At 35.3% G+C, this 11,366-nt stretch carries 13 protein-coding genes; 12 read left to right on the top strand and 1 reads right to left on the bottom strand.

The window, feature by feature from the left end; genetic code table 11:
• The 11 genes from ABDZ97_RS11575 to ABDZ97_RS11525 all read left to right on the top strand — a co-directional run.
• On the top strand, positions 1 to 245 hold a 245-nt coding region (locus tag ABDZ97_RS11575), incomplete at its 5' end, for a hypothetical protein (protein ID WP_343787766.1).
• A 56-nt stretch (positions 246 to 301) separates the two neighbouring features.
• Positions 302 to 865 carry an RHS repeat-associated core domain-containing protein gene (locus ABDZ97_RS11570; RefSeq protein ID WP_343787764.1) on the top strand — a complete coding sequence of 188 codons (564 nt, stop codon included), beginning with the start codon at positions 302 to 304 and terminating at the stop codon, positions 863 to 865.
• Between the two features lie 58 nt (positions 866 to 923).
• Positions 924 to 1,262: a hypothetical protein gene (locus ABDZ97_RS11565; protein ID WP_343787762.1), complete on the top strand. Its 339-nt coding sequence runs from the start codon at positions 924 to 926 to the stop codon at positions 1,260 to 1,262.
• Between the two features lie 3 nt (positions 1,263 to 1,265).
• Positions 1,266 to 1,832: a hypothetical protein gene (locus ABDZ97_RS11560; protein WP_343787760.1), complete on the top strand. Its 567-nt coding sequence runs from the start codon at positions 1,266 to 1,268 to the stop codon at positions 1,830 to 1,832.
• 181 nt (positions 1,833 to 2,013) lie between these two features.
• The gene (locus tag ABDZ97_RS11555) at positions 2,014 to 2,814 is read left to right on the top strand and encodes a hypothetical protein (RefSeq protein ID WP_343787758.1); all 801 of its coding nucleotides are present in this window, start codon (positions 2,014 to 2,016) and stop codon (positions 2,812 to 2,814) included.
• Positions 2,762 to 3,970, top strand: coding sequence for an RHS repeat domain-containing protein (locus ABDZ97_RS11550; protein ID WP_343787756.1), 1,209 nt, complete (start codon positions 2,762 to 2,764; stop codon positions 3,968 to 3,970). Before ABDZ97_RS11555 ends, ABDZ97_RS11550 begins: the two co-directional genes overlap by 53 nt.
• Positions 3,960 to 4,319, top strand: coding sequence for a hypothetical protein (locus ABDZ97_RS11545; RefSeq protein WP_343787754.1), 360 nt, complete (start codon positions 3,960 to 3,962; stop codon positions 4,317 to 4,319). The genes ABDZ97_RS11550 and ABDZ97_RS11545 overlap by 11 nt, the downstream gene beginning before the upstream one ends.
• A 468-nt stretch (positions 4,320 to 4,787) precedes the next feature.
• Positions 4,788 to 5,144, top strand: a complete 357-nt coding sequence (locus tag ABDZ97_RS11540) for a hypothetical protein (protein ID WP_343787752.1) — start codon at positions 4,788 to 4,790, stop codon at positions 5,142 to 5,144.
• A gap of 304 nt (positions 5,145 to 5,448) precedes the next feature.
• Entirely contained in the window at positions 5,449 to 7,077 is a 1,629-nt protein-coding gene (locus ABDZ97_RS11535) for a hypothetical protein (protein ID WP_343787750.1), read from the top strand.
• A 264-nt stretch (positions 7,078 to 7,341) separates the two neighbouring features.
• Complete coding sequence (locus ABDZ97_RS11530) at positions 7,342 to 8,196, top strand: T9SS type A sorting domain-containing protein (protein WP_343787748.1); 855 nt, start codon at positions 7,342 to 7,344, stop codon at positions 8,194 to 8,196.
• Positions 8,197 to 8,298: 102 nt separating this feature from the next.
• The gene (locus ABDZ97_RS11525) at positions 8,299 to 8,718 is read left to right on the top strand and encodes a hypothetical protein (RefSeq protein WP_343787746.1); all 420 of its coding nucleotides are present in this window, start codon (positions 8,299 to 8,301) and stop codon (positions 8,716 to 8,718) included.
• Positions 8,719 to 8,902: 184 nt separating this feature from the next.
• Here ABDZ97_RS11525 and ABDZ97_RS11520 read toward each other — a convergent pair whose 3' ends face one another.
• The gene (locus ABDZ97_RS11520; RefSeq protein ID WP_343787745.1) at positions 8,903 to 9,340 is read right to left on the bottom strand and encodes a cold-shock protein; all 438 of its coding nucleotides are present in this window, start codon (positions 9,338 to 9,340) and stop codon (positions 8,903 to 8,905) included.
• A gap of 633 nt (positions 9,341 to 9,973) precedes the next feature.
• Here ABDZ97_RS11520 and ABDZ97_RS11515 point away from each other — a divergent pair.
• The gene (locus ABDZ97_RS11515; RefSeq protein WP_343787742.1) at positions 9,974 to 11,176 is read left to right on the top strand and encodes a DEAD/DEAH box helicase; all 1,203 of its coding nucleotides are present in this window, start codon (positions 9,974 to 9,976) and stop codon (positions 11,174 to 11,176) included.
• The last annotated feature ends 190 nt before the right edge of the window (positions 11,177 to 11,366 follow it).

Genomic DNA, 11,366 nt, shown 5'->3' with positions numbered 1-11,366 from the left:
ACACCTACAACAAGATCGGGGAGTTGATCGAAGACGCATCGGAAGACATGGAGTTGGAATGGCGATACGGGGATCACAAATTATTGAAGGTCATGCGTACGGATGCAGCGAGTCCGAATCTTGAGTTTCACTACAATCCATTCGGTCAACGCGTTCTGAAAATGGCTCAAATCCGTTCAGGAGGAGTAACTACAGGTAATTTACAGCTTACTTTTTACGCGTATGATGCCAACGGACATAAATGATATGAGTTAACCAACCACCTGAACAATGTCTTGGCTGTGATTAACGATCGTAAAATGTGGAATGCTACGGATGGCAATTACGACCCGGTAATCCTTTCTATGCGTTTGGTATGACCATGCCGGGTAGGAATGGAGGTGTGGGGTACCGCTACCAGTTCAACGATATGGAAACCGATAATAAAATATCGGGCAAAGGAAACAGCTATACAACGAAGTTCAGACAGTATGACCAGCGTTTGAGGCGTTGGAAGTCGTTGGATCCGTTGATGGCAGAATATCCGGACATGAGTCCGTATGTAGCGTTTGATAATAATCCTGTTTATTTTGTCGATCCGTTTGGGTTGGAAGGTACGAATCCTGATTATCCGAATCGGAAATTAATCAGGGGGAGGCATTATCAGATATTTGCATTCTGGTTTTGGAGTCATAATGAAAATGGTGAGATTAAAATTCCTTTTGGAGGTAAGTATGATTTAAATAATTGGCATGGAAGATTAAATTATTATAGATTTGATTTTGCTTGGATGAATCCAAACACTGGCCTTTGGTGGGAAGCTAATCATACAGCTTCTGGCATGAAGGTTAAACATACTACATTGAATGGTTTTTTTAATCATTAGGAGATTTTACCAGAGTAGTATTTGAGGTTCAAAAATCTTTAGGTCCAAAACCGACACAATGATGGTAAGAATAATATTTGTATTTACGGTTTTGTTTTACTCTTGTAAAGTGAATAAACTTGAGAAAGCAAAAAATGAAGTAGTGATAGAAATTACTGGGTATTCTGAAAATGCCAAACTATCTGCTGTCCTAGTTTGTAACGATACACTTGTATATTACATAAATGAATATGAGCAATGGCCAGATAGCCTTTATCGGAAAAAGCTAAAAATTAAAGGAAGTTATAGGTTTGAAACTGAACTTGGAGAGGAAATAAATGGTTTTGTTAAACCTTCTATTCCTGAAAAGCATGTTATTTCGGAGATAAAAAAAATTGAGATTATTCAAAAGGAGTAAAGAGTGGATACTTACTTTAAGGCTCTTGTGGGAATTCTTCAAAAAGTTACTGACACAATAAAAACTTTATATATTAAACGGGTTTTAGATATGAAAGAAGTAGACATAGATATTGCTATTAGACATTTTGCTGAATTTATGAATGAATCTTGGGCTTCAGTAATGCCTCTTTTGGAGGATAGAAGTTATACAACAAATGAGAGTTCTATTGCTGATTGGTTACAATTAAATTGGGAAATTTTAGTGGAAAGAAAGGTCCTTAAACTAAACCAATATTTGGAAGTATATGGTGAAGGAGCCGATTTTAATGGGGCTAGTAGCCGAATAACCGATGTAAGTATATTGCCTAATTATGCAGTTAAAGTTCGTTTTGGAAAAGAAGTATATGATTTTCTTAATGATGAATCCGTTTTTATAACAGACTCTGACTTTATTGAGTTCGTTTCTTTTAAAGATGGGTTTTATCAAAGAGAACCAAATTTTGAATTTGTTTTATTAGAAGATAATAGTGGATTAGAACGAGTTGTACCAATAGAGGAAGTAAAGTTTGATTTAGAAGAAATTGGGTAGGGTATCAAACTTATACCTTACACCAAACCTAGCAGAACAAATATTGATGGAGCGCTTGATAAATTTAAACGCAGTGGAGGAGTTGAAAGCAAATTTCCTCAGTCAATGGATTATACTATTATAGAATCTGAAGATAGTGATAACAAAGACAGTAAAAAAGAAGAATCAAAAAGTCAGGACAATGATAGAGATTATAAGAAACATCCGAAGTCTAAAGCGAGAATTGATTAGTTTATTCTTAGTGATTTTTCCAATCTCATTTTTTGCACAAGAATTTGAGGTTAGTAAAAATGATATTTATAAAGAGTTGTTTTTTTCGATGTATTTAGATTATAACGATAATCTTTCTTCTAAAACTACTGTTTTTGGTAAGTCATTTCACAAAACCCAATACTATGAAGGAGATTCATTAGAAAAACCTGTAAGGTATTATTATGAAGGTTGGTCACATTTTGATCGGTTTGGAGTTAAATTTAGGTTCAAAATAAAGAAAGCCCGTTTACCTGATAATTTGAATGATACGAAATGCTACAAAGTTGGAATTGTAAATTACAATAATTACAGAGTTTTTTATGACAGTATACACAACGCGGATGAGTCAATGAGCAAAATAAAGAAAACCTCCAAAGAAGAATATCAAAAATTATTGCAAATGGCCATGAGAATTGAAGACTACCTGGATTCGGTTCTATATATAGAAAGAATGAGATCTATTAAAAATCCTGATAACAGTATTTATCTAAGCTATCTTGAAAAAGGGAAAGATCAACGAATTTATTATATACATTCTCAAAAAAATATTGGTAGATTAATAGTGAAAATTTCACCGAAATATAAACGAATGCTAACTAAACATGGTTATTGCGTACGTGAAGAAATGTATAACAAAATTGAAAAAATTATAGAAAGTCTATCAACTACCACACAAGATGATTATTCAGTTATTTATGTTGATGGAGAATGTGCTGGCGATGATCAATGACCGGAAAATGTGGAACGCTACGGATGGTAATTACGATCCAGTGATCTTATCATGGAGTGATTATTATGCGTTTGGAATGACCATGCCGGGCAGGAATGGTGGGGCGGATTATCGCTACCTCTTTAATGGCATGGAGCATGACGGGGAAGTGTCTGGCAATGGGAACTCTTATACCACGGAGTTCCGTCAATACGACCCACGTTTAGGTCGTTGGAAGTCGTTAGCCCCATTGATGACGAAGTTTCCAAATATGTCGCCTTATGTAGACTTTGCTAATAACCCTGTTTATTTTACTGACCCTTATGGGTTGGAGTCTGTAAATTATGGTGGAGACGGTGGTGGTGATGCTTTTCCCGAAAATCCAAACGAGGGAGATGATTTTATGCGTACTGATGCAAAAGGTACAGAATGGCACTACAAGTATGAAAATGGTGTGTGGGTCGGTCAAGGTGGTGATGGGGGAGTAATGAATGATGTAGAAGTCTCTCCAAGAAACAAAGCCTCATACGAAAACGCAAAAGCAAGCAATAAAATAGATAATTTCGAATACCTAAGACAGTATAAACTTTACGATTGGTGCAGATTTGACCCGAATTGCAGAGACATCCGTGGAACAGAAGAACAACGTCGTGCATTACAAATAATTGACCAAAGTTATGAAGATGCCGCAACAGGTCTGGATTTTGCGATAAAAACATCTTTAATTATTGGATTTGCTCCGCTTGCTATCGAAACAGCCCCTACATGGATGCCATGGGACGTTAATGGAGCGAGAACCTATCATACCACTTTTTGTATGCGGGGTGGGTATCAAAGTTTTACTTTAGATTTTACTATACAAACAGTTCTTAATCCAGATGCTAATCTGAGCTTATACTCTTCGGGTTCATCTTTCTTTATCCCAGGAGGTCTTAGTTTCTGGAAGGTAGGATTGTGGGAAACATCAACGACTATGATTAAAGTTGATGTTAAAGAAGGAGTAATATTTAGAGCTTATGATTACTATGGATTCTCTCAGAATTCATCAAGTTTTATAATGAACTCATACGGTAACAGGAGATTTGGCACACCATTTCTTGGAATCTATTTTCAAATGTATCATAATTACTTAATTGGTGAATTTGAACGTAAAAATAGTCAGCAAGGTGAAAAATAAAAAAGAAATAATTTTTTGGGTAAGTATTTTTCTTGTATTTGTTGGGTGGTTATATTACCGTGATTCACAAAAAGAAAAAGCTTTAATGAAAAGTAAATATAATTTCGCTGTAGTTTCTGATAAATATCATGCCTCACGCTTGGGAAATTATATAGAAGTATACCACTTTATAAATGGGAAAATAATTGACTCTGAAAGATTTGACCCAAAACATTGTTATGGACAGGTAAATATCGGAGATACTATACTCATAAAATATGCGATTGATAAACCAGAAATAGTGGAACTTGAAAGTTGCTATTGGAATAGGGAAAAATATGAGAAGTTGATTGGTCGTGTACCAGATTAGCAGGTGGGTAGTGTACCAGATTTATTACTCGTATGATTTGTTGTAATTTGCAAATGAAAAAAAACGGGAAGACCCTTAAGTAAGATCGGCACTAGCTCCGTAAGCATAGGTCTGAATTATATAAATAAAGGCTATACGACCGTTGATAGGGATTAGAAGGGAAATTCATTAGTTTTATCCGCTGGATTATCTTATAATGCGATGATTATGGTTCCGGTTATCAGGAGTATTAATACATGGCTTACTGCTTCTTATGGTAGTACATTGGGGGCTACAAGTACATTACCAGTAACTATAGGATACTCAGTTATGAGTGTTTTCGGATTTGCACGTAGTTGTCTTCCTAGATCTAAATCTTCGTGTTTAAATTTTATAACAGGAAACTTCATTATTAGCGCAACCTCTGATAGACTGTAAAATAGTATCAATGGACTTAACCAATTGGAACAATCCAATAATTTAAATGATATGTTGAAGAAGTTTTATAAAAAATATATGCTCTATATAAATATAGTGATTCTTCATGTTGTAGGTTTTACTCTATACTTTTATCAAGTAAAAGATGAAAAAAATAAGCTAGAAAATAATAATACTATTTATGGTTTATTTATTGGTTACAAAGGAGGTTATGGAGGTACGGGGTGTTATGTAACAATTAACCCTACAAAGAAGAAGGAGATTAAAGGTTGGATTAGAAATTGTAGATATTGCAACGCTTTGCCTGGCGATTCTGTATTAGTGAAATTTGCAATAGAAGATTCAACTGTACTTGATTTTGTTCGTGATGACAAAGGAAGATTGATTATAAAACGTAAAAGTTGGTAATATTCACTGATAGTTACCAACTCGATAAATACCATCTGCATGGTAGTATGCCAAAATGGTGTCACTAGTTGTTTTTTGTATAACTATCTAAAAAAAGTGGTTAAAAGGTTTGTTATAGAAGTTGTTGAATGGTGATACAACAACGTATACCGCAAATTCCGTACTCTGGTTCCGTTCTTGTTGTTTTTTCTACAAGGCAAATCCTTGGTTTTACTAATTACAGATAGGAAATACGAGATGAACGGTCAATCTTAGAATAATCTTACGTACATTTCAAACGGAGAAATTTTCGTTACAACTCTACATGCGAGACGATATGATAGCCAGAAAATTTGACAAACTGGAAAAATACGTGTTCTTAACAGTAATCGCGATAAGCTTACTACCGGTTTTGACGAATACGTTCCTGCCTACAATGGATGGAGCTGCGCACTTGTATAATTCAAATTTGATTAATGCATTGCTGTTTGAAAACAACCCGCAGATCCATGAGTTTTTTGTTTTGAATCAGGAGCCGGTTCCTAATTGGATCGGGCATTTTATTCTGGCTGTATTTAATCTTTTCCTTCCTTCATTTGTTGCCGAGAAAATACTGGTTTTGTTTTACCTGATAGCATTCCCGCTTTCATTCAGAGCACTTTTAAAAACCATACATCCGGAAAACTATGTCGTATTCAGCTACCTGATATTTCCTTTTTCCTATTCTTTTCTGTTCCTTTTAGGATTCTATAACTTCTCTATCGCATTATTACTGCTGTTTATTACACTCAATTACTGGATAAAAAATGAAGATCATCTTTTCTCAAAAAAGAACATTTTTGTTTTGTTTCTACTAACCACATTGACTTATTTTTCTCATATTTTTATCTTCGGATTGTTACTGTTTTTTATTGGTGTACATATTGTAACGAAAGCAGTGATGACCCTTGTGGATAATTATCCGTTACAGGTTAAAGAGGCAGGGAAGTCAGTACTAAAAAAGTCCGGGATAGTATTGCTTTCTGCTTTTGTTCCTTTGCTTTTATTGTTGAATTATTTTTTGTCACGAGATACGCCCGGGAACGCTAATTTCCTGGAGTATTCAGAATTGATAAAGTGGTTGAAGGAGATCCGGCCAATTATCGTATATGACTTTGTATTCGAAGCAACGTATACGAAAAAAATCTTCTACGTTTTGATGGCGATGACAGTCGTGTCCCTCTATCTCCAAATTACCGGACGTTTTTTTTCCCGCGGCAATCCTTCTCCATCTGCGAAAGGTAAAATTGTACTTTCTAACTTTTGGCTGATACTGGCGCTCTCAATGCTACTCTTCTATTTTGTACTTCCTGATTCCGATGGAACTGCCGGTTTTGTTTCTGTGCGATTGGGATTGTTATTTTTCATCGTTCTGATCATCTGGCTTTCAACACAGAGATTGCCCAAATGGTTTACGATATTAGGAGTATTGGTCGTTTTATATTGTAATCTCAGGTTGACAGTATATTACTCATCTGTTATTCGTGATTTGGATAACGTAGCCGTAGAATGTTATGAAATGTCAGAAAAAATCGCTCCCAATAGTGTGGTTTTACCGCTTAATTACTCGGATAACTGGTTAGCACCTCACTTTTCAAATTACCTGGGAGTTGATAAACCGATGGTGATACTTGAGAATTATGAGTGTGCTACAGGGTATTTTCCGGTAAAATGGAATGAGGCAAAAATTCCTGCTACACTATTGGGTACGACTCCACCGGAACAATATTCTTGCCTGGAATGGAAGTCTAATGCACAAAGTTCGTTGAAGAAGCCAATTGATTATGTATTTATTTTAGGGGATATAGACTCCGGGACAGACTCATGTACTGCTTCTATAAAGGAGAATCTGGAGCAAAACTATTCCTTGATTTCCAAAACGGAAAATTGTCAACTGTTTAAACGAAAAACCTGATGCTTCTTCTTTCAAGTTGAAATAAATAATTTCGGGAGGATGACGCCTTGGGGGATGGAGAATATCACCTGTTCTAAAATAATCCTTAAATTTATTCGCAAGTAGAGAATTTGAGAGTAACGATACTACCTGAATAGATCAATTTGAAACAGTCTTAGAGTCCAATAAATGATTCAATTTGTTATGTTGTTGTGAATAAATGATTTATATTACTCTCTTTCATCGATGAATGAATAGTAAAACCGAATGTAAAATAAAAGAAGTATGAAAAGTAAAATTGTATTATCACTGTTGGCTATAATCTATACATCAGTACTTTTTGCGCAACACGAAGGAAATGATTTTTTTACGCTGAAGGATGGTGATGTTACTTTTTGTCAGATTCCCTCCACTTTTAATAACTTCAATACATCTAGTGTAGAAACAGGACAAATAGTTGTACAGCACTTAAATGTACAAAGTATTTATTCCATTTTGTTCTATGGTGCTAAATTCTCTCTCGAAGAATCAACAGCCTGTGCCAGTGATGAACTTAAATTTATGTTCAAAATATTTGAAGACAATTCCGGAGAAGCAGGAAATGAAATTGTAAGCTTAAGAGATAGTGCAGTCTTATTGGCAACAGCTACAAATTTTAATATCGGAACAGTAGATGTCGTTTATCACTGGGAGTATATTAACACCAATTTAACCAACCTACCTGAAAGCTACTTTTTAGGGATACAGAGTTCATCAAATGAATGTCGATTTCTGTGGGCATCAGGTCCGGAAAATATAGAAGATGATCGGTCCTATAAATTTAATCCCGAAACTGAAATGTGGGAAGAATTGAACATAGGACAAACCGTATGTATTGAAAGTCCTTTGACTAATGAGATTTCCATAAATGAAGGAAGAAAAACAGAACTATTTCCAAATCCGACACAAAGTTCATTAACTCTAAAAACGGATCAAATTTATACAATTGAAATAGTAAATGCTAACGGCCAGGTTCTATCTTCATTCCAAATGGAAAGTCAGGAACAGAAAATAGATGTCTCTCAATTCGAAAAAGGCATTTATTTCATAAGATTTTGGGATAACAATGACACGTTTGTTGAAAAGATCCTGATTTATTAAGGGGGAGAAGCAAAGGTGATTGTGATCAATAATGTCTATTACAACAAAAGAGTTGAGGAGTAGGTAAATAGATGATTAAGGGTTCTGAATAGAAGAGAAAGTATGGCAGTAGAAAGAGACTTTATAAAGAGGGAAATTGAAAAACTTGTTTTGGTATTGACTAGCTTAATTGATAAAATGAGCAGGTTGAAATCAGGTAATACGCAAAACAGCATGGAGGAAGTAAATCAAACGCTCAAAAGTGCGTTTGACTTAAAACTTGAAGATTTCAATGAAATGGACAGTCAGGACTTCTTAAAAAAGATCAGAAATCTCCACGAATCACATATCGAAAAGTTAATTGAGTTACTGTATACAATGGTTCAATCAGCAGAACTTACTGAAGTAAACAGGAACTATAACAAAGCTATGCTGTCAGAAAAAGCCGTTTTATTAATAGACTTTCTACATGCAAATTCTACTACCTTTTCAGTAGAAAGAATGACGATTAAAAATGAATTACAAGCCTATCTGGAAGAGTAAGTTCTATTGAAATATTGAAAGACCGTCAGTAAAGAATTTGATGAGATTCTTTATTCCGAAAAATAAACATAATGGAGACAAATCGGGATTCTCAGATAGGAATCCCGGACGCGTACATTTGTCTACCGGAGCAGTGTTTCGTTAAAAGTAAAAGAGGTTAGGTTCTGCTAAATTGAGTGTTGTATTATTCCAGGACAACCTTAACAGCTACCCAGCCTTTTGCACCTTTCTCTTTCTCAAAGCGTACTTTTCTACCTTTAACAGGTTCTCCGCCTGAGATATTACTCTGATACACAAAGAAACTTTGATCGTCCGGCGTTTTAATAAATCCATATCCTTTAGCAGGGTCGAAGTAATTGATCGTCCCTCTTAGAATAGGATCAATTTCACTGTCATCTCGTTTGGGGATTCCGATTTCGATATCTTTTGCTTTAATTTCTTTTTTGTTGGTTTGTGCAGGAGGTGTATCATGAATAACACCATTTTCATCCACGTAGGCCATCATGCTTTCCCAACCGGACTTATTGGAGCTTTCCTTTCGGGACTCTTTTTTGAATTCCTTTTCCTTTTTTTTCTGTCTTTTCTTTTTTTCTCTTTCTTTCTTATTGAAGGTATCTGCCATAAGTTATTATATATATTTAAAAGTTTCTCCTGAAATAATTCGTCTTACCACCTATGCGTATAATTCTGGTTGATTTGTAAACTGCCGAAAAAGTAATTTGTCAACAGAGTAAGGAAAATCCTTTTTGATACAAAAAATAAGATGTTCGATACGCTTTACTATTAAGTGAATACTTCCCTTCTTTCAAAGGCTTACATACGTTTTTTCGCTAAAAATGAATAGACGAAAAACAACTAAATCCCAAAATAAAATGATATAAAAAAGAAAGGGAAAACGATGAAACGTTTTGACAAAACTAAATTACAACACCAGCTTATTTAACAGAATTTTACTTGGTGATGCAAAGATAGGCTTTTATTTTGAATACACAGAACTGAGTTCCGGAAAGAAAATAAATCCGGGAGTGCCAAAAAAGTACGTACCTTTGTGGCGAACAGGTTAATTCTTATTCTGATAAATAGTTTTGCTATTGTTTCTGAGACGGCAAAAACACGGGATAATAAAGTCACATTGTTTTTTAGAATTTTCATGTACAGGTAGTTGATAGAGGCAAAACAGACCCGGCTGGAAGGAGGTTAGGAAAATTCGAATTTGTTATAACAAAACAACCCTGAAGGGGAAAGAAGTTAATGTATGCAGACAGGAGCAAATAAAGGCAAAGCTAATAGAACAAAAAAAGCAAAAGGACCAAATCAAAAAGCAGGAAATCGCAAGGGAAGAAAATCACAATTAAATCCGGAATTATTGATTCAGAAAGCTGTTGTCTCTACAGTAAAAAAATCAATTACCGTAGATAAGCGATTTGAAGATATGAATCTGCAAGCCCAATTGAAAGCCAATATCTTGAAAATGGGATTTGTATCTCCTACTGAAATTCAGGACAAAACATTTGATAAACTGATGGATGGAGGAAATCTGATTGGGATTGCAAATACAGGAACAGGTAAAACAGGTGCTTTTTTGATACCTGTTTTGGAGAATATGCTCAGGGGTGAAAAGGAAAAGTATACTTCGCTGATTGTTGTCCCTACACGAGAGCTGGCGATTCAGGTGTATGATGAATTTAAAAAACTGTCGGCAAAGATGAATCTCACTGCAGCTTGCTATATCGGAGGGACAAATGTGGAGAAAGATGTTCGGAGTTTGAAAAACCGTTTTGATCTTATTATCGGTACTCCGGGACGTTTACTTGATTTAAATCAGCGGGGAAGTTTAAAGCTGAATCAGTTCAAAATACTGGTGTTGGATGAGTTTGATAAAATGCTTGATATGGGCTTTATCCACGACATTCGTAAACTGGTAGGCGGAATGAAACAACGTAAACAGACGTTATTATTTTCTGCAACCAAAGATCGCAAACAACAGGTGGTCATTGATGAAATTGTAACGAATCCGTTCCTTGTGGAAATACATTCCGGAGATTCAAGCTCGGAAAATGTTGATCAGGATGTGATCAAAGTGGAAAGCGGACAGGATAAATTTAAACTTTTACTGGATGTGTTGAGTAATCCTGAATTTAGTAAAGTAATCCTGTTTACGGAAACGAAACATCTGGCGAACCGACTTGCGAAAAAACTCAATAACGCAGGAGTAAAGGCGGATCAGATTCATGGTAACAAATCTCAAAATTACAGGGTAAATGCCCTGAAAAAGTTCAAAAATGGTAGCATAAGGGTACTGGTGGCAACAGATGTTGCGGCCAGAGGGATCGATATTGACAATGTATCACTGGTTATCAATTACCAGATACCAAATGATTACGATACCTATATCCACCGGGTTGGAAGAACCGGAAGAGCTGGAAATACAGGGACTGCCTACACATTTGTAGATTAGTTCTGTTTCAAATAAATAGCATATAATTTAACTTCAGCTAAAAATTGTAGTCATTTTATATAAAAAACTCTATCAGAAAGGTGTAATTTTTCCGTTTGAGGTTACTAAAAAAATCCCAATGAAATTTCATTGGGATTTTTTGTTTTGTGCTATCTGGAACTAAAGTGTTGTTCAGTAGCTAGTTTATACA

The organism is Wandonia haliotis (assembly GCF_039523435.1).
Taxonomy (GTDB): domain Bacteria; phylum Bacteroidota; class Bacteroidia; order Flavobacteriales_D; family Crocinitomicaceae; genus Wandonia; species Wandonia haliotis.
Note: the sequence above shows the minus strand (reverse complement) of the source record. Positions and strands in the feature narration are given on the sequence as shown.

Excerpts from the sequence above, each read along its gene's own strand:
- ABDZ97_RS11550 (WP_343787756.1), top strand. The coding sequence starts at position 2,762 with ATGATTATTCAGTTATTTATGTTGATGGAGAATGTGCTGGCGATGATC.
- ABDZ97_RS11565 (WP_343787762.1), top strand. The coding sequence starts at position 924 with ATGATGGTAAGAATAATATTTGTATTTACGGTTTTGTTTTACTCTTGT.
- ABDZ97_RS11535 (WP_343787750.1), top strand. The coding sequence starts at position 5,449 with ATGCGAGACGATATGATAGCCAGAAAATTTGACAAACTGGAAAAATAC.
- ABDZ97_RS11520 (WP_343787745.1), bottom strand. The coding sequence starts at position 9,340 with ATGGCAGATACCTTCAATAAGAAAGAAAGAGAAAAAAAGAAAAGACAG.
- ABDZ97_RS11515 (WP_343787742.1), top strand. The coding sequence starts at position 9,974 with ATGCAGACAGGAGCAAATAAAGGCAAAGCTAATAGAACAAAAAAAGCA.
- ABDZ97_RS11530 (WP_343787748.1), top strand. The coding sequence starts at position 7,342 with ATGAAAAGTAAAATTGTATTATCACTGTTGGCTATAATCTATACATCA.
- ABDZ97_RS11555 (WP_343787758.1), top strand. The coding sequence starts at position 2,014 with ATGATAGAGATTATAAGAAACATCCGAAGTCTAAAGCGAGAATTGATT.
- ABDZ97_RS11525 (WP_343787746.1), top strand. The coding sequence starts at position 8,299 with ATGGCAGTAGAAAGAGACTTTATAAAGAGGGAAATTGAAAAACTTGTT.
- ABDZ97_RS11540 (WP_343787752.1), top strand. The coding sequence starts at position 4,788 with ATGTTGAAGAAGTTTTATAAAAAATATATGCTCTATATAAATATAGTG.